Origin of the sequence: Marinobacter sediminum (assembly GCF_023657445.1) — a bacterium.
GTDB lineage: Bacteria > Pseudomonadota > Gammaproteobacteria > Pseudomonadales > Oleiphilaceae > Marinobacter > Marinobacter sediminum_A.
Map to the genome: position 1 here is coordinate 3120833 of NZ_JAGTWY010000001.1, position 23695 is coordinate 3144527.

The 23695-nt window shown below is 54.7% G+C and carries 19 protein-coding genes; 11 read left to right on the forward strand and 8 right to left on the reverse strand.

The genetic code is table 11. From position 1 onward, the window contains the following. Positions 1–77 precede the first annotated feature (77 nt). Positions 78–3932 carry a hypothetical protein gene (locus tag KFJ24_RS14745; protein ID WP_250831843.1) on the forward strand — a complete coding sequence of 1285 codons (3855 nt, stop codon included), beginning with the start codon at positions 78–80 and terminating at the stop codon, positions 3930–3932. 150 nt (positions 3933–4082) lie between these two features. On the opposite strand, the gene KFJ24_RS14750 is transcribed toward KFJ24_RS14745, so the two are convergent. The 4 genes from KFJ24_RS14750 to KFJ24_RS14765 form a co-directional block, all read right to left on the reverse strand. Continuing rightward, positions 4083–4460 (reverse strand): Rap1a/Tai family immunity protein, encoded by a 378-nt coding sequence (locus tag KFJ24_RS14750; RefSeq protein WP_250831844.1) that lies wholly within the window; start codon positions 4458–4460, stop codon positions 4083–4085. 75 nt (positions 4461–4535) lie between these two features. Continuing rightward, positions 4536–5075: a hypothetical protein gene (locus tag KFJ24_RS14755; protein WP_250831845.1), complete on the reverse strand. Its 540-nt coding sequence runs from the start codon at positions 5073–5075 to the stop codon at positions 4536–4538. 168 nt (positions 5076–5243) lie between these two features. Beyond that, a complete protein-coding gene (locus KFJ24_RS14760) occupies positions 5244–5492 on the reverse strand; it encodes a type II toxin-antitoxin system Phd/YefM family antitoxin (RefSeq protein ID WP_250831846.1) in 249 nt (82 codons plus the stop codon). Positions 5493–5748: 256 nt separating this feature from the next. Continuing rightward, positions 5749–6387, reverse strand: a complete 639-nt coding sequence (locus KFJ24_RS14765; RefSeq protein ID WP_250831847.1) for a hypothetical protein — start codon at positions 6385–6387, stop codon at positions 5749–5751. A 251-nt stretch (positions 6388–6638) separates the two neighbouring features. On the opposite strand from KFJ24_RS14765, the gene KFJ24_RS14770 reads away from it, so the two are divergent. The 5 genes from KFJ24_RS14770 (at position 6639) to KFJ24_RS14790 (ending at position 13102) form a co-directional block, all read left to right on the forward strand. Further along, on the forward strand, positions 6639–7247 hold the full coding sequence (locus KFJ24_RS14770; protein ID WP_250831848.1) for a TnsA endonuclease N-terminal domain-containing protein: 609 nt from the start codon (positions 6639–6641) through the stop codon (positions 7245–7247). A 41-nt stretch (positions 7248–7288) separates the two neighbouring features. After that, on the forward strand, positions 7289–9244 hold the full coding sequence (locus tag KFJ24_RS14775; protein ID WP_250831849.1) for a hypothetical protein: 1956 nt from the start codon (positions 7289–7291) through the stop codon (positions 9242–9244). Next, entirely contained in the window at positions 9237–10226 is a 990-nt protein-coding gene (locus KFJ24_RS14780) for a TniB family NTP-binding protein (protein WP_250831850.1), read from the forward strand. The genes KFJ24_RS14775 and KFJ24_RS14780 overlap by 8 nt, the downstream gene beginning before the upstream one ends. Beyond that, on the forward strand, positions 10223–11737 hold the full coding sequence (locus KFJ24_RS14785) for a TniQ family protein (protein WP_250831851.1): 1515 nt from the start codon (positions 10223–10225) through the stop codon (positions 11735–11737). The genes KFJ24_RS14780 and KFJ24_RS14785 overlap by 4 nt, the downstream gene beginning before the upstream one ends. 462 nt (positions 11738–12199) lie before the next feature. After that, positions 12200–13102, forward strand: a complete 903-nt coding sequence (locus tag KFJ24_RS14790) for a DMT family transporter (protein WP_250831852.1) — start codon at positions 12200–12202, stop codon at positions 13100–13102. On the opposite strand, the gene KFJ24_RS14795 is transcribed toward KFJ24_RS14790, so the two are convergent. The 3 genes from KFJ24_RS14795 to KFJ24_RS14805 form a co-directional block, all read right to left on the reverse strand. Further along, complete coding sequence (locus KFJ24_RS14795; RefSeq protein WP_250831853.1) at positions 13059–13517, reverse strand: hypothetical protein; 459 nt, start codon at positions 13515–13517, stop codon at positions 13059–13061. The genes KFJ24_RS14790 and KFJ24_RS14795 overlap by 44 nt on opposite strands. A 159-nt stretch (positions 13518–13676) precedes the next feature. Continuing rightward, positions 13677–14252 (reverse strand): gamma-glutamylcyclotransferase, encoded by a 576-nt coding sequence (locus KFJ24_RS14800; RefSeq protein WP_250831854.1) that lies wholly within the window; start codon positions 14250–14252, stop codon positions 13677–13679. Between the two features lie 160 nt (positions 14253–14412). Then, positions 14413–15033 carry a TetR/AcrR family transcriptional regulator gene (locus KFJ24_RS14805; RefSeq protein ID WP_250831855.1) on the reverse strand — a complete coding sequence of 207 codons (621 nt, stop codon included), beginning with the start codon at positions 15031–15033 and terminating at the stop codon, positions 14413–14415. Positions 15034–15236: 203 nt separating this feature from the next. Between KFJ24_RS14805 and KFJ24_RS14810 the strand changes: the two genes are divergently transcribed. From KFJ24_RS14810 to KFJ24_RS14830, 5 genes are all read left to right on the forward strand, one after another. Beyond that, positions 15237–17333, forward strand: coding sequence for a 3-hydroxyacyl-CoA dehydrogenase NAD-binding domain-containing protein (locus KFJ24_RS14810; RefSeq protein ID WP_250831856.1), 2097 nt, complete (start codon positions 15237–15239; stop codon positions 17331–17333). A 62-nt stretch (positions 17334–17395) separates the two neighbouring features. Beyond that, positions 17396–18577 (forward strand): acetyl-CoA C-acyltransferase, encoded by a 1182-nt coding sequence (locus tag KFJ24_RS14815; protein WP_250831857.1) that lies wholly within the window; start codon positions 17396–17398, stop codon positions 18575–18577. A 95-nt stretch (positions 18578–18672) separates the two neighbouring features. Then, positions 18673–19860, forward strand: a complete 1188-nt coding sequence (locus KFJ24_RS14820) for an acyl-CoA dehydrogenase family protein (RefSeq protein ID WP_250831858.1) — start codon at positions 18673–18675, stop codon at positions 19858–19860. A gap of 9 nt (positions 19861–19869) precedes the next feature. Continuing rightward, entirely contained in the window at positions 19870–21018 is a 1149-nt protein-coding gene (locus tag KFJ24_RS14825) for an acyl-CoA dehydrogenase family protein (RefSeq protein ID WP_250831859.1), read from the forward strand. 29 nt (positions 21019–21047) lie between these two features. Then, entirely contained in the window at positions 21048–21821 is a 774-nt protein-coding gene (locus KFJ24_RS14830; RefSeq protein WP_250831860.1) for an SDR family oxidoreductase, read from the forward strand. A 68-nt stretch (positions 21822–21889) separates the two neighbouring features. Here KFJ24_RS14830 and KFJ24_RS14835 read toward each other — a convergent pair whose 3' ends face one another. Continuing rightward, positions 21890–23578, reverse strand: coding sequence for a phosphoethanolamine transferase (locus KFJ24_RS14835; protein ID WP_250831861.1), 1689 nt, complete (start codon positions 23576–23578; stop codon positions 21890–21892). Between the last annotated feature and the right edge of the window lie 117 nt (positions 23579–23695).

The window sequence follows — 23695 nt, forward strand, 5'->3', positions numbered from 1 at the left end:
GGCACACTTCATCAGATTGGCTGAGTTAGATGGTTATCTCTGGGTGAAACCGCTGGAGGATCTACTGAGGTGAGTGCGTGGCAATTTTCGACATAGAGAAAGATGATCTACTCCGACTGACCGATACTGAGCTCGAAGAGTTAGTTGCTCGTCTCGCCGAGGCCGAAGTGGCGGCGCATGGCCATAGCCCCGCATGGGTAAGCTGGTCAGGTTCAATCAATGCGCCTGACGGAGGAATTGATATCCATCTTCAGGTTCCCGTCGATACGCTAAACACCGGCTTTCTTGTTAAGGCTGATACGATCCTACAAGCCAAGAAGCACTCGATGCCGAAGGCCTCGATCACTAATGAGATGGCCGCCGACGGCCAACTGTCACCGACAATCTCAGGCCAAGCTGCAAAGGGCGGAAGCTACATTATCGTCAGCTTGGGTGATGATTGCTCCCCTCCCATGCTGAAAGATCGCCTAAAAGCTATGCGGGATGCCGTTAAGGATGATCCCGACAGTGGCAATATTCACCTGAACTTTTACGACCGATCAAAGCTGCTTCAGTGGTTGCGACAGCATCCTTCTATCATGCTGTGGGCAAAAGGAAAGCTCGGCCAGGGATACTCCGGTTGGCAGCCCTATGGCGCTTGGAGCAATCCACCACATGATGTCGTTGACAACCTGATTTGTGCCCCTGGCGTGATGGTCACGTTACCGTCAGAACAGGGCCAGAAGTTAAGTATTGAAGACGCAATCGATCCGATGCGGGACCTAATTCGATCTACCAAGAAGGCCATTCGTATCACGGGCTTATCCGGGGTCGGGAAGACGAGGATCGTGCAGGCACTCTTCGATGAGAGCGTTGGTTCAGACGCTCTCGATAGGACCATTGCCGTCTATGTCGATACGGGTGCTGATCCGGATCCTTCGGCGGCAGCTGTTCTGGACAGGCTAATTAATGAGGGCCGACGTGCCATCATCATTCTCGATAATTGCCCATCAGAATTGCACTCTTCGCTGGCCAGCAAAGTATCAGCCGCAAGCGGCGATGTGAGCCTCATCACCGTTGAGTACGACATCAGGGACGACAAGCCTCAGACAACCGAGGCAATCCACATTGAGGCAGTCGGACCGGAGGTGGCTGAGCAGCTTCTGATCCGTCGCTTCCCCGATATCGGTCAGATCAACGCCCGCCGGATAGCCCAGTTTGCTGACGGGAATGCGAGGGTATCCCTGGCAATCGCAGAGAGAGTTGAGAAAGGTGAGGGATTAGCTCAGCTTTCTGACACGCAGTTGTTTAACCGTTTGTTTGAGCAGCGTAATCATCCGGACGAAAATCTTCGGGAACAGGCTGAAATACTGTCTCTGGTATATTCGTTCTCTGTCTCAACCCTTGAGGACGGTTACAACGAATTGGGAGTACTGGGTTCGATCTCGGGGCATTCCCAGCGTCAACTGTTTCGATCCGTAAAAATCCTGCTGGACCGCCATGTCGTGCAGAAGAGGGGACATTGGCGTGCCATCCTGCCCCATGCCATTGCGAACAAGCTTGCAGCATCGGCACTTGAAAGTATCCCAGTTGATCAACTCAGGGCGACCTTTGAAGCCTCCGGCCGTCAACGTTTGCTGATGTCGTTCGCACACAGGTTGGGGCTGTTGCACGATCACCTCGTTGCGAAAGCAATCGTTGAGGCTTGGCTCCAGCCAGATGGGCTGCTAGGGCAGATACTAGCGCTGGACGATATGGAAGCACGAATGCTGAACTATATCGGCCCGGTTGCTCCTGAAGCACTGCTCGACCGTATTGAAGCGGAGCTTACCGCGCCTGACTTTGAGGGTATGGAACCGCATCGCCACCCACAGCGGACAACCATTCTCAATCTTTTGCAGATGTTGGCATACGAAGCGGGTGCCTTCGACCGCTGCGTCCGGCTCCTAATCCGAGTAGCCGACTTCGAAGACGAGAACAACAACTACGAAGCGGTTCGAGATAAGATCGCGAGAGTTTTCCAGGCGTACCTGTCTGGCACCCATGCCGCTCTACATCAGCGCATTGCAATCATGAATGAATGCCTTTGGTCAGACGTGGCTGGACGCAGGTCGCTGGGCTTCAGGATGCTTTCGACTGCCTTGGCTGGGCCGCCGTGGACAGGATATGGGATGAACGAGTTTGGCGCGCGGCCAAGAGACTTTGGATTCCGACCCAGCCACGATGAACTCGTGGAGTGGCGCAGTGCCTTTATCGACGTTGCGGTGCGATTGGGAACCTCAGGCGACCCTGATCTTGAGGGGCCCGCAAGACAGACCCTGGCGAAAGCGTTTCGAGGGATATGGCACCAAAAAGCGATGAGGGACAAACTCGTCGACGCAGCTCGAAAGCTACATGCCCATCAGCCCTGGGTCGAGGGTTGGAAATCCATCCGATCAACGATCCGGTTCGATCACTCTAAGCGCAAAGACAAGGGTGGTTTCGAGCCGCTGCCAGATAACCTTGCCGCATTGGAGAGAGAGTTGGAACCCGATGACTTGGTTCCAACAATAATGGCATATGTGCTCGGCAAGGGGCACGACTATTGGGCGCTAGACGCCGACTTTGATCCTGAGGACGCCAACAAGTATCGCGAATCTGAAAAGCGACTTGAAGCCAAGGCGCTCCAATTGGGGGAGGACTTTGCAGCATCCGATTACGAAATCGACGAGTTGGGTCTCACTTTGTTCTCCAACGATTGGATGCCCTATCGCACCGCATTCGGGAGAGGGTTAGCGAAGGGATGTCATGACCTGCGAGTTGGTTGGCAGCAGCTCATCAATCAACTGGAGAAGCAGCCAGAAGCCAATAAAAATGTTGCCGTCTTTGGAGGCTTTATTGAAGAAGCTGACGTTGTCGATCCTGCACTAGCACAGGAGCTACTCGATCAGTGCGCACAGCACCCTGAGCTTCGAAATGCATTGGTCAGATTGCATCCACGGAAGGCGTTCACAGAAACTGACTTGGATCGCTGTATGGCGCTTCTCGATGATCCTGTTATTCACCCCCAAATGTATGGACTAATCCTTTGGCGAGAAGAGTATTCCCACTTGCCAGAAGGCCGTGTTCTTGAGCTTGCTCAGCGACTCCTAAGTAAACCGAACGGCGATGACGTGGTTTTAGATTCTTTAAGCATGAAGTTACATTGCAAAGAGGGGGCTATGGATGCGCTTGGTTCGGCCCTTCGACTGGTCGGCCTAAAGGCGGCGATCCAGAGACTCCAGAGAGAACACAGTGACCCTGGCGGATCCATGGATTATGACATGGAGCGCGTCGTCGGTGTCGCGTTACGGTTAGACGGGAACGAAGCAGAAAAGCTGGAGTGGTTAGACACTATCGTTGCGGTTATTGATGAGCACCATGGCTACATTCATGCATTCGAAAGTGCTATCGCGACGACTATTGCATTGATGCCCGAGGCGTTTCTTAAACGCGTTTTCGAGGGCACTGAAAAAGAACAATATCGACGAATGCTCTTTCTTCGCGATGGAGACCTGCGTCAATCTCCTCTTGCCAAAATCGATGTGAAGTTTTTGATTGAATGGTGCCGTGCTAAAAACGATAACAGCCTGTGGGCGTCTATCGCGGCGGGGATCAGTCTTTGGTCAACGGATAAAGATCAGGGAGGAGTAGCTACCATTTCGGAGTCAGCGATCAGGTTCCTGGAGGCCTCTCCTGAGCCAGAAGCTGTTCTGGAGGCATTCGCCGAACGCGTCACTCCATCATCTTGGTCCGGTAGCCGAGCGAATGTGATGCAACCTCGATTGGATACCATTGGTGAGTTGGTCGAACACGAACGCCCAGAAATCTCTCAGGCTGCTCAATCAGTTTCTAAGAAACTGGCTAAGTTGATCGAATCCGAGAGAGAACGTGAACAGCGGGAGGATGAGGAACGAGAGCAACGGTTTGAATAACCAATAGGTAACGTCAACTCGATTCACACATTCGCGCTCCGAAAAGGGGAGCACTGTGGCTGCATGCCCGCTCAGCCTCCCGACCAGGAGCCAAGTGGGCCAGAAAGTCGACATTAACTTACTTGGTCATAAAAGTCCGATAAAAAAGCTCTAAGCCCCGCATAGGTAATTGTTTTTGATAGCGATAATCACCAAAACAGAAGCGTCCATATCCCAGTGAGCCCTGTTTTCATCTAGAAAATCTATAACATCATCCACAATCGTTGAGACGGTTACATTGTCTGGGATGCAGGCCACTGGTGGCGCCTCTGTGCCTTCATAAAGCCGAATCATCTCTACAAAGCCAGTTATCAGCCCCAAGCAGTGTCCAACATACATTGCCTTTGCTGTCGGTAGGCTCTCATAGGTGAAATCTTCTTGGGCTGCGACGCTACAGCCTTGGTAAATCTCAACACCGGTAATAGACCAAACGTCACTGGAAAACAGACAAGCCAAGCTGAAAAGCACAGCCGTACGAAATTTAAACATTATCTTCTCTCCAATTCAGGCTGCAATTCTTCCTACACTGAGGCTAAACGTCGAGACGGCTAGGAAAGGTCAGTCTTACTTTTCTTGCTGCGTTTTCGCACCCATCTGAAGCAGATCGATAAAGTCAGATCCGGCTGCGCTTTTTATAAGAAATTTTGAGCTATCGTCTAGCTCGCGGACCATATCAGAGAGGCGGTGGATAGTGATTCCATGATCTGAGATTAAACCGACTTCCTTTTCAGATTTAACGTTATTGATGACCAATTCTGACGTCCACTGACCGCCACAGAGTGTCTTCATCAGGGCTCGCTTTTTGGCCGCAAAGAACTTGCCTTCCACCCACTCAGCTACGCCTTGGACCAGCTCTTCTTCGGAGCGTGCGGCGCTATTTGGCGCGCGACCAGATTTCCTTGCAGCTTTTGGAACTTTGGAAATGTAACTGACCGGCCGCATTGATGCCTGCACTTCTATATGACGGCAGGTAACTTCGGAGCCTTCCGAAAATTTTACAGCCACCAAGTCAACCTCGTTGACACCAAGGCGAATACCGCGAATCGTGAAATAGCCTTGCCGGTTTAGCCACTCTTCAACTATTTCTTCAGCTAACAGAGCCATAGGTTTCCCCTCTTTAGCAAACAAACCCGAAGCTAACCCAATCCGATCGCCATGTCGCCAAACACCGACGAGAAGCATTCCAAGCTAGACTGATGCAAATTGAAACAATTTGAGAAAGTCACGACCAATTGGCAAAGGAAAGGTGTCAGTTCGATTTCACGGATGAACTTATAGATCTTCCAGGTTCACTGGAATGCTTGGTTCGGATTGGCGCGATTCAATCAGCCGAACAAGCTCTTGTTCCTCAATTCGCTCAATCATCGCCTCAAAGAAGTCTGCTGGAACGCAATAAAATTCTGGCTTTTCTCGAATCAGAACCGCAACAGGAAATCCATTTCCAGACTCCACAGCCGCAATTGGATTTGCCTTCAGTTCAGAGAGACTCACTGAAACTTCTGGGCGAGTTGGCTGCTTCATGAATTCACTCCCTCTATGTCTCTGAACTCATCTACTGATCAAAGATACTGTAGCAGGAAAGAGGCAAACGGGAGTCGAAGGGAAGCCCATCTCGGTTACAGATCAAAGGTATTCCTATTGGAAAGCGGTGTGACAACTGCTTGGATTATGAAATTCGCGGGCCAGCAGAACCTTCCTCAGATCAAGCTCGCGCCTTCCTCTGCGAAGCTGAGGCCAGTGAGATACCTTCCGACCTCGCATCACATCTAACGCGCGTTTAGCCAAGCAATTCCGGGTCAATGTCAGCTTTATCCAAAGCACGCTGAATTCGACGGCGATACTTGTCCGCAGTGCCACCGTGTTCCGCAGCCAGATCAACAAAACTCCAACCCGCGAGGTTCCGCTTGATCAAATCGATGTCCTCCCCAGACAAGCCCTTGGCTGCGAGCAAAGAATCGACGCGGTCATCGTCCAAAGATGCCAAGCTTCCAGAGTGACTCAGGTGTTGATCCCAGTAATCGGAGTCATCAGCTAGCTCCGAGTCAATGATGTACCTCGCTCGCGCGCCGACCTGGCCTTTTTCGTTGTTAACCGACCACCTTTTGAGCCGGTCATTGCAGTAATGTGCAACGCCAGAGATCAAGTAACGCGCAACGGGGTGCTTGAGAATATCGACTTCACCGTCGCTTTCTTCGGCTTTCAATGAGCTGGTGCCGGCTTGGATCGCATTCAACAGATGCACCGTGACCTCGTTCAAGGCATCTTCTGCAACTTGGTGCACTTCGGAATCTCTTCCTGTGCCGAGAATGTGGCCCAACTTCTTTTTAACGACTGAAAGCGCCCCCTGTTTTACACCATCGTGCATCGCAACACGTCCGATCTCTTCTGTACTCAAAGGGCCCGTCGAGTAGTCCATACATCACTTCCTTCTCTGTGTGCTCTAAAACATTACCAATAATTAATCGGAGGCTTTTCCGCAAAAAAACTCAAGTTTTTCCAAATTTTTTGTCCGGTTTTGCTCTGCAATTTAGTTACTTACCTGTGAACGGACAGGCGGCAACATTGCATAACCATAAATAAGTCTTTGAATTATAACGCTTTAAATTTTTGCGTTGGCTAATTTTTGAACTATTCAATGATGTCGAACAAACGAAACTGGAGCGAAGCATGCAACAACGTCAGTTAGTGAAACAATCACCGATTCGGTCTTCTTATATGGCCTATTCCCGCCATTACGGTCGGGTGTACGCGGTCGAAAGCACACTCGAGCTCGACTATCTGAATCTGATCCGCTTCAAGAAAGCGGCGGAATCCGTCGAAAGCCAACCGTTCTCGATCCAGTTCCATCTTGAAGGGCGACCCAGACGTTACACACCGGATTTCTTGATCGTCGAACAGGGCGTTCAATACGTCGATGAGGTGAAAACTCGAAAGGCCGCGACCCGGTCGGAATTTCTTCGCAAAGCCGAGAAGCTTAATCGATTTTTCGGGAAACGAGGCCTATCGTTTCGAGTTTTAACAGAAGATGACATCCGGCCTGGAAATCAGGCTCAGAACCTTCGCTTTCTAATGCCGGTGCTCGACACACCGCCGCCAATTTCTGAATTCGAATCGCTTCTGGACGCGACAGACGTCCGCACCGCGTCAATGCAGGTAATGAACAAATTACTCAATGATCTGCGGTTGGATATTTCGTTCATTCGCCGAGCGGTAGCGCATCAACTACTCCAATGCGATCTGACCAAACCATGGTCGGAGATGCAATTTACGTGGTGATAAATCCACATCCAATCCCTTTTGTAAGGAGCAAGAAAGCAATGTTGAATTCCATCGCAGTGACCGGCAACCGCGTCTTATTTGAAGGTCTAGCAGCAACGATAACGATGCTTCCAGACTCGAACTGTGTGCTCACGTTTGATGATTCAAGGTATCAGCCAGTCATTAAACCCAGCACCGAAATCGAGGCAGCTTTTGGGACAACTCTTCATCTCGTTCCAAAAGACAAGGTCGCTGCTCCAAAAGCCCCGGATCTTTCAATAGGGGATCTTAAAGAGCTCGAAAGACGCTCAGCCTACATCGACGAATTGAACCGGCTTACCAAAAAAGGAGGCATTGGCGGAATCGCCATCCGAAAACAGGTCATTGCACGAGTCGCTCGAGAAATCGGGGATACCAAACCGATATCCCACTCAACCCTTGCCCGTTGGGCAAAGAAATCAAAGACACACTCACACGGAGTCGCATCCATGCTGGGCAAACAGACACGCCATCGCCAATCCTCGTTTTCACAGGATGTCCAAGATTTCGCCCTCGAAATCATCGACGATTATTACCTCCAGCTTGGGAATCCGACAGTCCAGTACGCTTACGACTGCTTCGTTGAATCCTTTGAGCTCAGGTTTGGAAAAGACGCTGAAAGGCCCTGCCGGGAGACGTTTCGAAAGTGGACGAGAGAATGTGTGGCTCCGATTGAGGCTATCGAAAGGCGGCAGGGCCGGCGCGCTGCGAAAGCGGCCGCTCGTAACGCAACCAAAAAACTCAAAACTGATCGGATTCTGGAGCGAGTGGAAGCCGATGCAGTCAATCTCTCAATTGGAGTGACTGATGAAAACGGTCGATACCTGGGCCCGGTGACCATCTTCGGAGTCATCGACGTGTATTCCCGCGCGATACTTGGCCTGGTCGTTCAGGTGGGACGAGGTGAGTCTGCTGGCCCAGTCATTGACAGCTACAAGCACTCAATCGGCCCCAAAGGCCCCGATTTACTGCCAGCTGGACTGGAAAATGACTGGCCGATGTACGGCGTCCCTGAGGTTTTCGTAAGCGATGGCGGCCCTGGCTATGTCAGCATGAAAACCCACGCGTTTCTCCTAGACGCCGGGAGCCAATCCCAAATCGTTCAAACCTACGCCGGTTGGCAAAAACCGTTTATCGAACGGTTTTTCAATACGCTGCGCACTCGCTTTGCTCAGACTCTTCATGGGTACTGCGGGAAGCATACGGACCGACCAAATCTGGATGCAACGATCAAAGAGAAGGCATCTATGACGTTGCAGGAATTCCGCACCGCACTCTACGAGTGGGTGGTTGACGAGTATCACCAAACGCCGCACCGCGGCCTATCGAATCGAACGCCCTATGAGGTTTGGGTAGAGCAGGCTCGAGTATTTCCACCGCACCTGCCGGTCAATTTTGAGCGGCTCAAACACACCATGGGTGAAACCAGGATCTGCACTATCTCGGGTCCACACGGCCACCAAGGGATCCAACTGAACAACCTTCGGTACAACGATCCCGAGAACAGATTGAAGAGAATCGGCATGGTTCTCAGGAGCATGAATGAGCCCGCCGAGGTACAAGTGGAGTACACGCATAATGACATTTCACGCATTAACGTCATCGATCCTTTAAGCGACGAAGTCTTCTCAGCGTTCGTCACTGACCAGGACATTGAGCCTGGCACAACTCACGCTGAATGGAAGGCTCGACGTGCAAGCCACTATGCCGACAAGGGCTATACGGGCCCACGAAAGGCAAGATCAAGCCGAGCCATCATTAATGCCAACGAAGGACATGATGCCAATATGCGTAGAGTCAGCTCCCGGCGAACACGGCCAGCCCCGGTAAATGATGTTGAGAAGCTGATCAACGAATCCTTAGAGGAAGACAGGTCACTGTCTAACCCTCCTGTGGGCGGTAACTCGATGCCCTACGAGTCCCTTGAAACCCGCTCTGAAGAGTACGGCCAGGATGGAGAGTACGAAGATGATTGATCATGACGAACAAAGTCTGCCTGACCTCAATCCTGCCGTAGTTGCTTTTAAAGAATGGCGAACGCGACATGGACGCTTCCAAGAAGCATTAGACAATATTCGTCGGACTCATCAAATGTCCGGCGTCGAGGGGACGGGCATGCTACTGATGGGCATTCCAGGCCTTGGCAAATCTTCAATCCTTGAGTCCTACTCCAGGAAGTATCTGGAGGGGCGCATGGACCTAGAGAGTCCAGAGCGCTCGAAAGAGCCTGTCATTCATGTCTCCGTACCTGCGGAGCCTACGCTCAAGTCAATGATTCACGCTATTCTTTTGGCGTCGAGTTTCGAGGCATCTACCAAGGGCACGGTTGACGAGCTGAAGCAAAAGCTCGACGAATTTATTCGGGAGCGAGGGGTTGAGCTACTCATCTTAGACGAGTTTCAGCACTTCTTGCGCGAGCAGGCAAAGTCAAATACCCGCGGCGTCGTCAACCACATCAAACTCATGATGGATCAGCACAAGCTCGCCGTAGTGATGGCGGGCACGCCTGCCGGCTACAGATCGATAGCGCATTACGAGGAGTTGTATCAGCGGTTTGCTCAGCATCAAACGCGCTTAACACCGTTCCAAGTCGATACAGACGCCGATCTCAACGTTTTCGGTTCCTACCTCAGAGCGTGTAAAAACCGTCTCGAGCGCGAGAGCGTGAAGATCGTCCCAATGGCGAGCAAAGAAATGATAGTCCGCCTATACGTTGCAACTAAGGGAATTCCTCGATTAATCGCAAGCCTCATCGTAATGGCTCTGATGGACGCAGAACCAGGCGAAACAATCACGAGGAATGACCTCGCCCGGGCGCTCTCCAAAACGTCAATGAACCCGGATCTAGGGAACTTCAACCCGTTAAATGCGCCTTTTGATCGGGTCAGAGAACGGGCTGAGAAGGCGACGAGGAAGGCGGCTATCGAGAACAAAAAGAACTGGGATATTCAACGATGAAAAGGTTTGCCGTCCGACCAGAGCCCATTGAAAATGAGTCGTTCAATGGCTTCCTTTTACGCATCGGAAAGCTGAACTGTGTGTTTAAGCATTCTGAGATCGTCAAATATTTAGACTGCGAGCCGACGCCCGCGCCTGGTTATTTTGGCTGGCTTGAAATGCCTTCGAAGCATATATTCAGTGCGTTGGAACGGAAACTCGAAAAGCCTCTGACTAAACACCGGATACGATTCAAGGAAAGAGCGCACTTAAGGTGGCTTTATTCAAAATGGCGCATGATTTTCGACCTGCGGCTCGGCTTCCCCAGAATTTGTACGGCCTGCGTTTCCGAGCAAGGCATCTTGGATTGGAGATGGGGTCTCGCGGTAACGGCACACTGCCCGGAGCATGAGTGTCTACTGACGTCGCACTGTCCGAAATGTGATAAAGAACTTAAGTGGACAAGCAGTCTGCTCATCGGCTGTCCGCACTGCGGAAAAAGCTGGAACGAACTCGATTCCTGCCAACCGTCTGAGATCTCTACAACAGAGCGTCAGCTTTGGGATGACATGGCGACTGCATCCAGCGACGTGGACGAATCACTATTGCAGGACATCTGTCTCGCGATAGTGGTTGCGATGCGTCCTTTCGACTTAGTCTGCGAGTCTGTAAGAAACTGTCCAAAGATAATGGAACACTCCAGGTACGTTGCCCGCGCCTATTCGCTGCTTGAAAGCCCATCAATAAATGCAGCCTGGCGCAAACAGTGCCAAGAGAAGAGAGGCCAGCTGAATTTCTTGGGTCAGGATTTTGTTGAAGCCCCCTGCAACAATTTCCGCTCTCTCTTAGTCAAAGAGTGGTGGGGTCCCAGCGAGCAAGCCCTGCCAACCAAGGAGTTACCTTTCGCCGAAAACGCTTTTTCAGAAACCACTGCTTACATATCTCAATCTAGGCGTGACAAAGCACTGGAGTCGGACGAACAGTCGAACTATCGATTTCAGACAAATGTGATTTCCTTCGCAAAAATACTGGGGTTGAGCGAAGAATCTGCCCAAGACTATTTCAGATGGGATGTGCTGAAATCTCACAAAAACGTCAAGTATTCAACAAGTCGCAGATTCGACCTGCGTGATTTCGGGGAAATCATCCAAAAGCGACCACGCCCAAACGAGTCGATAGAAATATTTCCTGACAACACAATTTTCTCAAGATTCCCGGTAACGTTTGGGCAACTCGCGAATGACGTAATACTGAATCGGGTCGATGGTGGTTTCTCAGATACCCGCGGAGTAAAAAGTCTATTTCTCCATCCCAAAATACTCAAAAAGTGGCTGACTGATCAGCTCATTCGTACCGACGCTCAAGGATTGTCAATGAAGCGTGCCACCAAAGCGCTAAATTGCAGTCGGCAGCACATTCGCAAGCTTGTAGCTGCTAATTTACTCGAATGGGTAGGAGAACATCGGTTTGAACCCAGGGTAGACAATCAATCGTTCTGCGAATATGTCATGCGTTCGGAAAGACTACTTTGATTCGCGGATTCAGCTTTTCCGCTAAGTCTGCCTTTTGAGAGGTATGACTGAAATCGCCATTTAATTCACAATCCGATCAAAACCTTTTTACGCTGCCGCTCTGCCTCAATCACTTCCCGCTTATTGAACACACCCGCCAGATTCCAAATTCGTTGCTAAAGCGAATTCACTTTACCTTCCCTAATTTCAATGCTATTAATTACTGCCATTGAATATAGGTCAATGTTTTAGTTGACCTTTTCCAGAAAAATCTCATGATTCCGTGGGAAAGCGACAACAAATCTCACGTTAAGTCTGACATCTCTAATCGCCATGATGGCGACCCCTCTCTAACCTCCTGATTCCTCAACACCCAGAATCTCACCCCAGCCTTGGACTGACACAGAGTCGGGGAGCTGGTAGGCGAATCGCCTGCCAGCTTTTTCAGTAAAGCATGCATACAAGACAGCGAGGTGAAGGAAGATGTCAGGCAAAACCGTCAACAGTGCGATTCTTCTGCTGGTGATCGGCAACGCCATGGCGTTGCTCTCGGATGTCTTTATCAAACTGCTGGAACCCGGCGCGCCGGTCTTCCAGTTTGCGTTCCTGCGCTGTCTGATCACACTCGCTTTCCTGATACCCCTGGCCGGTCAACTGGACCGTAAGCGCCTGTTTGCGGGCTTCAGGATTCACGCCTTCCGGGCACATATTCATCTCGCCGGCATCCTGTGCATGGTCATCGCCCTGGGCAATCTGCCTCTGGCCACCGCCAACGCAGTGTTCTATGCCGCCCCCATCCTCGTCATGGTTTTATCCGTCATTCTGTTCAGGGAACGCCTGACTCCGCTGAGTGTGATTGCGGTTTTCAGCGGATTCGCCGGCATTGTGGTTATCCTGCGGCCAATGGAATTCAACTGGGCCGCTGTCGCGGCGCTGGGCTCCGCGTTTGCCCTGGCGATCAATGCAGTCATGGTTCGCCGGCTGCCGAAAGCGCAGTCCACGGTGCACAAGCTGTTCCTGAACTACCTGCTGATCCTGCCTGCAGCCGGCGCCCTTGCCTGGTGGGAAGGCGCCGCCTGGGATTCCGGGATACTGATCAGCGCCCTGGGATCATCCCTGTTCATATTGGGTTACAACATCACCGTTTTGTTGGCCTACCAGCAGGTTGATGCCAACCAGGTGACCAGTGCCGAATATACTGGCCTGATCTGGGCTGTGGGTATTGGCTGGGTCGGCTTTGGTGAAGTTCCGGATCTGTGGTTCCTGGCCGGCAGCCTGATGATTGTGGTGCCGCTGATCCTGATCGGACTGCAGCACCGTCGCAAAGAGCCGGCCAGGGGCTTTAACGGCGGGAATGCTCGATTAGCTCACGAGTATTGTGAATGATCCGTGCCATACGGTACTCCGGCGGCACGTGATCATCGAACCCGATATTCATCCGGTATTCACGATGATGGGAATGCCGGTGGTACCGGTCCCTGTGATCACGGTGCCGATATGAGTGCCGGTGCTTGTCCCGGTGATGATGATTACGGTCGTAACGACTGTAATGGTCGCGCTCCCGCTTGTGGTGCTTACGCTTGTGTTTGTGCTTATACCGGCGATCACGGTCATGGTGATCGCGCCGATAGTGGGCTTGCAGAATTCCCTTCTTCTGGTGGCCGGGCGGCATCGCCTTACCCCGGTCCAGCTGTTTCTGGATGCCCGGCGGATGGCCAAACCCCCTGTGGTCATCTGCCATGACTGTCGAGGCACTCACCAGCAGAGCCGCGATGCAGCTTCCAATCAGCAATCGTTTCATGGTGGTTCTCCTGTCCTTCCAGAGACTGAGTAGGCGCGCAGGAACACCCTGAACGCGGCCTGATTTCAGACTATCGAACCAAGAGAAAAAGTCAGCCACTCAACGCCAGCTTTGCACGAACTTTACGGAAGCCGCCGCCGGCTTGACGTTTCGGGCGGGTCAGGTGTCGCTTTCAGTGGCAGAACGCAGATGGGTTTCGATGGCGAATGTGTGCGGGCAGGCATCACCCAGCGTGCGGAGAGACTCTGCCAGACGCAGCAGGTATTCAGAATTGGGCCCACTCGGGCCATTGGCACCGGCAATCTGGCGGGCAATATCGGCCTCCGGCGCATGGCCAAGAAACGCTTCATTATCCTCGGTCGCTATGTAAACCAACCCCTCGGCGTGGCTGCCATCATCAAAGGTCATTTTGGTAGTGAAGCGCAGATAGCCGTTTTTCTCCCGCACATCGAGGTGCTCAAACACTTTGGGAGACACCCGATAAGCCATACCTTTGCAGCGGGCATCCGGGTTTTCGATGAGAGTCACGACCCGCCCGGGGGCTTCCGGTGTTCCCCGGTGGTCATGGGAACCCTGCCAGAACCGGCGCTGCCAGCCATGGATCGTTGCCGGACGTTTCTCCAGAAAAGGAAAATCCACCTTGTAAATCAACGAGCCATAGCCAAAAAGCCAGATGGAATCCACGCCGGAAAAGTCAAAGCGTTTGCGATTGTGTGCAATGGTATCGGCAGACATACATCCCCGTGAGCAATGAAATCCCGATTAACTCTATGTCGTCGCGATGAAGCCGGCAATACCCGTCAACACGATTTCGGCGGCCATCGCATTCCTCTGGGCAATGCCAGAAACAGAAAACACACGGTGCGACTGGTGAAGGTACTGAAAAACGTTTCGATCATTCCGCCGCCACCTCCCCCAGGACGATCCGCGCCATCAGATCCTCAATGCGGCGAATGGTATCTTCTTCTCCTTTACGACCGGTCAGTACCACCTGGGAGCCAATGGTCGAGACATACAACAGAAGTGACAAATCCTCGATACGCTGAGGGTCCCGGCTCAGGCGCTCGAACAGGGTGCAGTTCTGGCGAATACGCGCCGCATCCACCTCTGTTACCAACTCCGCGGCATAGTCGTTGCGGCGGGCATAATCCCTGACGGCAAGTTCGACCTGCAAGCGGCGAATGTTTCGGGAGGCGTCGGTCAGAAGCAATTCCAGGATCTGCCGAAGCTCCGTTTCCACGTCACCGCCCTTCGGCTCCCAGTACTGCAGTTCGTGCAGTCGCCGATCCCGCCAGCGGTCGAGAAAACTGACCACCAGATCCTCATGGTCCCGGAAGTGCCAGTAGAAACTGCCGCGTGTTACCCCTAGCTTCTTGGCCAGTGTCATTACCCGCAACTGGCTGAAACCGCCTGCGGCGACTTCCCCTGCCGCCGCATCAAGCCAGTCGTCACGGGTGAGTTGGGTTTTCTCCACCGCGTTTCGGCCACGGCGTTTGGGGGTCTGGGCTTCATTCATTCCGCAATTGGATCCTGCTCTGGTAAGTCTGGTCGGCGTTGCATAAGCATTCTACATCAACGGCAACCACAACTTTGAAACCGTTGACCACGCCCAAAACATACATTAGTGTATGGACAAACAATACACCAGTGTATGGAGATATCAAGACATCACTTCATATACCTTCGATCACAACGATGTCAGTATCAGGGAGCTGCCAAATGAGTACCGCCCACTACGATGTACACGGCAAAATCGCCGTCATTCGACTGGACAACCCGCCGGTTAACGGCCTGGGCCTGGCATTACGCCAGGGCATTGTGAATGGCATACGCCAGGCAGAATCCGACGATGCGGTGAAAGCCGTTGTGCTCATCGGCTCTGACCGCGCTTTTTCGGGCGGTGCTGACATCAGCGAATTTGGCACGGCCAAAGCCATGACCGAACCCATGCTGCCCACCGTGATCAACTACGTGGAAAGCAGCCGCAAGCCGGTCATCGCCGCCATCAGCGGTGCCTGCATGGGTGGTGGTCTGGAGCTGGCTTTGGGCTGCCATTACCGGATCGCCAAACCGGACGCCCAGATTGCCCTGCCGGAAGTGAAGCTTGGGCTTCTGCCCGGTGCCGGCGGCACCCAACGTCTGCCACGGGTGATAGGCGCCGAGCATGCACTCAACATGATTGTGTCTGGCAGCGCCGTGCCGGCCAAACAGTTCAAGGGCAGTGCGCTGTTTGACGAAATCGTTGATAACGAACTGTTCGACGTCGCCATTGCCTATGCCACCAAGGTGGTCAGCGAAAATTTGCCGCTCAAGCGTGTGCGTGACCTGAAAGCCAAACACGCTAACCCGGAAGGCTTTTTCATGTTCACCCGCAACACCGTGGGTGCCATGGCTAAAAACTACCCGGCGCCGTTGAAGTGTGTGGAAGCGGTGAAAGCGGCTGTGACCATGCCGTTCGACAAGGGCATGGAAGTCGAGCGCGAAGCCTTCGTACACCTGATGCAGACCCCGGAATCCCGCGCCCTGCGCCACGCGTTTTTCTCTGAGCGTCTGACCAGCAAGATCTCGGATGTCCCCTCCGACACCCAGGTTCGTGACGTGAAATCCGTCGGCGTGATCGGTGGTGGCACCATGGGTACCGGCATCAGCATCAACTTCCTGAACGCCGGCATCCCGGTGACGCTGGTGGAAATGAAGCAGGAAGGCCTGGACCGTGGCGTTGCCGCCATCCAGAAAGTCTACGAGGGCCGGGTCAAGAAAGGCCGGATGAGCGAAGACGACGCCAAGGCCAAGATGGCTTTGCTGACACCGTCACTGACCTATGACGACCTGAGCGACGTCGATCTGGTGATCGAAGCCGTGTTCGAAGAAATGGGCGTAAAGCAGTCGGTGTTCGAGAAGCTGGACGAGGTCTGCAAGCAAGGCGCGATTCTCGCTTCCAATACCTCAACCCTGGATCTGGACAAGATCGCCAGCTTCACCAAGCGTCCGGAAGACGTCATCGGCCTGCACTTCTTCAGCCCGGCCAACATCATGAAGCTGCTGGAAGTGGTGCGCGGTGAGAAGACCGCCAAAGACGTTCTGGCCACCGCCATGAAACTGGCCAAAGCCATCAAGAAGACCGCCGTAGTCTCCGGAGTGTGCGACGGCTTTATCGGCAACCGCATGATCAACCAATACCAGCGCGAAGCGTTGCTGATGCTGGAAGAAGGTGCCAGCGTGCAGCAGATTGACAAGGCCATCGAGAAATTCGGCTTTGCCATGGGCCCACTGCGCATGGCGGACCTGGCCGGTGGCGATATCGGCTGGGCCATCCGCAAACGCCAGTATGAGGAAAACCCGGACATGGTGAAGATGGTCGTGGCCGACCGTCTTTGTGAGATGGGTCGCTATGGCCAGAAGACCGGTGCCGGTTTCTACCGTTACGAGCCAGGCAACCGCAACGCCCTGCCCGATCCGGAAGTCGACAAGGTGGTGGACGAGGTTCGCGCCGAACTGGGCATTACCCCGCGCAAGATCAGCAATCAGGAAATCGTGGAGCGCTGCGTCTACGCCCTGGTGAACGAAGGCGCCCAGATTCTGGACGAAGGCATCGCCCAGCGCGCCTCCGACATCGACATGGTGTACCTGACCGGTTACGGCTTCCCCGTGTTCCGCGGTGGCCCCATGCATTACGCCGAAGAAGTCGGACTGCCCAACGTCATTCGTGCCATGCAGGCCTTTACCGAAGACCGGCACACCCAGCCAGGCTTCTGGGAGCCGGCCTCCCTGTTGGCCAAATGTGCCGAGGAAGGCAAGGGTTTCGATAGCAAATAACCGGTCCACGAATTGATCCGGGGCTGCCTTCGAAAAGCAGCTCCGACCTGAGGAGAATTGTTATGTCCAATGATGTAGTCATCGTATCCACAGCCCGCACGCCGCTGGCCAAATCCTGGCGTGGCGGCCTGAACATGACCCACGGCGCCACTCTCGCGGGCCACGCCATCCAGCACGCGGTCGAGCGATCGAAAGTGGACCCCAACGAAATCGAAGACGTGCTGATGGGCTGTGCCCTGCCAGAAGGGTCCACCGGCAATGACGTTGCCCGCATGGGTGCAATTCGCGCCGGCCTGCCGGTCACCGTTGGTGGCGCGACCATCAACCGTTTCTGCTCCTCCGGCCTGCAGGCGATCGCCATGGCCGCTCAGCACATCGCCGTGGACAAGGTGCCGGTGATGGTTGCCGGCGGTGTGGAATCCATTTCCACCGTTCAGGCCAACGTCAACCAGAACTACTTCATGGAGCCCTGGCTGGCGAAGAATAAGCCGGAGCTCTACTGGTCCATGCTCGATACCGCCGAGACCGTGGCCAAGCGTTACGACATCAAGAAAGAAGACATGGACGAGTACGGCGTTCGCAGTCAGCAGCTGGCCACCCAGGCCCGCGAAGACGGCAAGTTCGACGACGAAATCGTGCCCATCACCACCACCATGGGCGTTGCTGACAAAGCCACCGGCCAGCTCAGCAGCCAGGAAGTAACCGTCAGCCAGGACGAAGGTATTCGTCCGGGTACGAACCTGGAAGGCGTGAGCAAGATCCGCTCCGCGATGGAAGGCGGTGCCGTCACGGCCGGCAACGCCAGCCAGTTCTCCGACGGCGCCTCCGCGTGCGTGCTGATGGACAGCAAGGTCGCCGAGCAACGCGGCGCGACACCGCTGGGCATCTTCCGTGGTTTCGCAGTCGCTGGCTGTGAGCCGGACGAAATGGGCATCGGCCCGGTGTTCGCGGTGCCCAAACTGCTCAAACGCGCCGGCCTCACCGTCGACGACATCGGCCTGTGGGAACTGAACGAAGCCTTTGCCGTGCAAGTGCTTTACTGCCAGCGCAAACTCGGCATCCCGATGGATCGCCTGAACGTCAACGGCGGCGCCATCGCTGTCGGCCACCCTTACGGCACCACCGGTTCCCGGCTGGTCGGCCACGCCCTGATCGAGGGTAAGCGCCGGGGCGTTAAATATGTCGTGGTCACCATGTGCGTAGGTACCGGCATGGGTGCTGCTGGCCTGTTTGAAGTGGCCTAAACCACCGGGCAGCACCGAGTTCTCCTTGTAGCTCCGGCGATTGACTCCCTTGTCGCCGGAGCCTTTTTACCTCACGAATACAACAGAGGTGGTCCATGGATCTCAATTACACCCCGGAACAGGAAGCCTTCCGCAGCGAGGTGCGCCAGTTCCTGCAAGATAACCTGCCAGACGACATCCGCGAACGGGTCCAGAAAAGCCTGCGCCCGGACAAGGCCATGACCCAGCGCTGGCAGAAAATCCTCTTCGACAAAGGCTGGGGCGCATCCACCTGGCCGGAAGAATTTGGTGGTCCGGGCTGGAGCCCGGTCGAACAGCTGATCTTCGAGGAAGAATGTGCCCTCGCCGGCGCGCCGCGCCAGCTCGATTTTGGCCTGCGCATGGTGGCACCGGTCATCATGACCTTCGGCAACGACGAGCAGAAACAGCGCTTCTTGCCGGGCATCCTGAGCGGCGAAGACTGGTGGTGCCAGGGCTATTCGGAGCCCGGTTCCGGCTCTGACCTTGCCTCCCTGCGAACTGCCGCCAAGCGCGAAGGCAACCACTACATCGTCAATGGCCAGAAAACCTGGACCACCCTCGGCCAGCACGCCGACTGGATTTTCTGCCTGGTGCGCACCAGCAACGAAGGCAAGCAGCAACAGGGCATATCCTTCCTGCTGATCGACATGAACGATCCCGGTATCGAGGTTCGCCCCATCATCATGCTGGACGGCGAGCACGAAATTAACGAAGTCTATTTCGACAACGTGAAGGTGCCAGCCGAGAACCTCATCGGCGAAGAGAATCAGGGTTGGACCTACGCCAAGTTCCTGCTGGGCCATGAGCGCACCGGGCTGGCCAATGTAGGCCAGTGGAAGGCTGTGATGAAACGGCTGAAAAACGTTGCCCGGGAAGAGCGGGACGGCCAGCGCCCGCTGATTGAGAATACCCGCTTCCGTGACCGTCTGGCACAACTGGACATGGAACTACGTGCCCTGGACCTGACCGTGCTGCGGGTACTGACCGACAAGCGCGGGCCCGGGCCGCAAGCCTCCATACTCAAGATTCGCGGCACCGAAATCGGCCAGCAGCTGTTTGAAATGCTGATGGAAGCCGCCGGCCACAATGCCATTGCCCACATTCCGGAAGCCCTGGAGCTGGACTATGACGGTCCCCGGACCGGTTCCATTGAGGCCACGCCGGCAGCCGGCGAGTACTTCAATATGCGCAAGCTCTCTATCTTTGGCGGATCCAATGAGATCCAGCGCAACATCATCGCCCAACTCGTGCTTGGTCTGTAAGGAGGCGTTATGAATTTTGAACTGACCGAAGAACAGCAAATGCTGAACGACTCCCTGCGCCGCTTCGTGACCAACGAATACGGTTTTGAAAAACGCGGGGAAGTAATTGATTCGGGCAAAGGTACTGATCCGGCGACCTGGGCCGCGCTGGCCGAGATGGGCCTGCTGGGGTTCACCTTCCCGGAAGACTATGACGGTCTGGGCGGCAACGCCGTCGACACCATGGTGGTTATGGAGAACTTCGGCCGCAGCCTGGTGGTTGAACCCTATCTGGCGACAGTAGTGTTGGCCGGTGGCCTGATCCGCGACCATGGCAGCGACGCCCAGAAAGCCGACATCCTGCCCGCCATCGCCAGTGGCGAACGACTGATGGCCCTTGCCCACAGTGAACCGGGCGCCCGCTACAACCTGAGCTACGTGCAAGCCACCGCGCAAAAGGACGGCGACAACTACCTGGTCAGCGGCCAAAAGACGGCGGTTCTCCATGGCGGGCAGGCCCGGCAGCTGATTGTCTCGGCCCGCACCAGCGGCGCTGCGGGTGACGAACAGGGACTGTCCCTGTTCCTGGTGGATGCCTCCACCGACGGTGTTCAGATCAACGATTTCGCCACTCATGACGGGCATCGCACGGCTGACATTCAGTTTCGCAATGTCGTCGTCAGTGCCGATAATCTGATCGGCACGCCCGACAGCGCCTTCCCGGCCATCGAAAAGGCCGTGGACCTGGGCATCGCCGCACTGTGTGCGGAGGCCGTGGGCGCCATGGAAGCCATGAACAGCGCCACCCTGGATTACATCAAGACCCGCAAGCAGTTTGGCGTCGCCATCGGCAAGTTCCAGGTGCTGCAGCATCGCATGGCGGATATGTTTATCCAGACCGAGCAGGCCAGGTCCATGGCCATTCTTGCTGCGGCCGAAGCCGACTCGGAGGACCGTGAACAGCGCCGGGAAGCCGTGTCCATGGCCAAGACCCTGGTGGGCCAGGCTGCCCGCTATGTTGGCCAGAAAGGCGTGCAACTGCATGGTGGCATGGGCGTCACCGACGAAATGTTCGCCGCGCATCTGTTCAAGCGCCTGACCCTGATCAACCTGCTGTTCGGTGATGCCGAGCACCACCTGGCCCAGGTCAGCGACGGCTTGCTGGCCGCCAGTGCCTGATTCCGACAGCACCGACCAAGGAACCGATTATGAGTGTAAAACAGTTACTGGATCTGAGCGGCAAGGTCGCCTTTATTACCGGCGGCTCCCGGGGATTGGGCCTACAAATGGCCGAGGCTCTGGGCGAGCTGGGCGCAAGCATCGCCATCAGTGCTCGCAAACAGCATGAGCTGGATGCCGCTAAACAGCACCTGGAAGGTCTGGACATCAAGGTAGTCACCATCGCCGCCGACCTGGGCAATCTCGAGGGCATTCCCGGCGTTGTCGATCAGGTTGTGGAGCAGTTGGGCGATATCGACATTCTGGTCAATAACGCCGGCGCCACTTGGGGCGCACCAGCCGAAGACTATCCGGCCGAAGGCTGGATGAAGGTGATGAACCTGAACGTCAACGCCAGCTTCTTCCTGACCCAGACCGTCGGCAAGCGCTGCATGATTCCCCGCAAGACCGGCAAGGTCATCAACATCGCCTCCATTGCCGGCCTGTCCGGCAACCCCGAAGGCATGCAGACCATCGCCTACAACACCAGCAAGGGTGCCATGGTGAACTTCACCCGTGCCCTGGCTGCGGAGTGGGGCCGATACAACATCAACGTGAATGCCCTGTGCCCCGGCTTCTTCCCCTCGAAGATGTCCCAGGGCCTGCTGGATGCCCAGGGTGACACCATGCTGGAGCGCATCCCGCTGAACCGCTTTGGCGGCGAGGAAGACCTGAAGGGCGCAGCGGTGCTGATGGCCTCCGAGGCGGGGCGCCACATCACCGGGCAATGCCTGGCGGTGGACGGCGGAACCCTGGTGAGCTAGGCCTTCAGTTGGGGCTCTGCGGTGGCCTGATCCTCCGCAGAACAACGACCGGAGGACTGACAAAGGATTCAGTGAGTTCTGCAACTCTCGAAAATATTGAGCGAGGGCTTTACCGCCTCGCTCTCTACGTTCATCAGACCCAGCATTGAAGAAAACAGGTTATCGTGGCTGAGCAGTTGCGAGGCGACCTGTTTCAGGCATTCGGCATCAATCCGGTTGTCGATCCGGAAACCGTCTGACAGCCACATCACCATGGGTACATGAGTCTGGGCCTCTGGCGCCAGCATGTAGGGGATTCCGTGCAGGTAGATGCCACCCTCACCCAGTGACTCGCCGTGGTCGGAAACATAAACAAGGGCGGTGTTATAGTCCGATTGCATGGATTTCAGCATGCGCACGGTTTCAGCCAGCAACTGGTCCGTCACCAGAATGCTGTCATCGTAGGCGTTGATAATGGTCTCTTGGTCACAGGTCTGCAGTTCATTGCTTTCACACTCCGGCAGGAACCTTTTCTGGTCAGGTTTACTGCGCTTGAAGTACTCGGGGCCATGACTGCCTAACTGGTGCAGCACCATGAAATGATCTTTATTGTCTGCTGCATCAAGCTGTTCATGGGCTCCCTTCAACAAAACCAGATCATCACAGTATTCCCCCTGGCACAGCTCAGTATCCTCGGGGCGGATCGTGGGAATGCGATCACACATGCCCTTACAGCCGGAATTATTGTCCAGCCACGTACTGACAATGCCCGCCCGGGTCATCACATCCAGAAAGTTATCGCTGTTTTTTGCCACCGCTTCGTCATAATCCGGCCTTCCGAGCCAGGAAAACATGCAGGGCACTGACAACGCAGTTGCTGTTCCGCAGGACGACACCCGGGGGAAGTTTATGAGGTTGCCACCGGATGTCCGGGCGAGCTGGCTGAGCTCGGGCGTGGTATCCCGCTCATAGCCATTGAGCCCGAAATGGTCTGCGCGCGCAGTTTCGCCCAGGACAAAAACCACCAGGTTGGGTTTGGAACGATCCGCAACCGGTAGAGAAACCGTCGCATCCAGCCCCACTTGCTGATACTCCTGGGGAAACTGCGCAGCCGCTGCCTTGTTGGCCAACGACACCATGGCAGCAACACTGTTCACCGGCACCACAAGATCTTTGATATCCCGATGATTGCGGAACGTTGAGGCCATCTCTTCATAGCTGGTCAACGCCAGCACCAGAATCAGCACCACATTGATGGCCACCGGTGCCAGCCAGTGGGTGATCTTTTTAAACCCGACCGGCCACTTCACCCGGATCAGGTTCAGCAGGACAACCGGCACCACAAAAAAGAGCACTACATGAACCAGTAATCCGGTGCTGAGCAAGCCACGGGCCTCGTTTACATCGGTTTCCAGCACGTTCTGAAGCATGTGCTTGTCGATCAGCACACCGTAGGCATTCATGAAATAACCACTGAGCGCAGCACTGAAAAACAGAAACACCAGTACCGGTTTCAAGACAAATCGAACCGAAAACAGGCTGATCAGCAAATGGTTAACCAGCAGCAACAGCAAGACAAGCTTGCCCATTAGCATCGGCTGTTCAAAACCAACGTATTGCTCAATGGCGGAATAGAAAGGAAAGTTATAAAAGGCGGTCAGGGCAACGGCACTGATCAACACCATCCAGTAGGGTTTGATCTCAGGCCGTTGAAACCGAGCGGTTCCACCATGCGCGACAGCCTGTGCATGGAAAGCGCGTTTATAGGACAGGGCCATAGGTTTTCCCGGTAAAACCTGATTCAAGATGGGTGCAGTATGGGCCCTGCACCTTAAAGCAAACTTAAACCGACTCACCTGGTTCAAACCACTGGAACCATTTCAGGCAAACGGCAG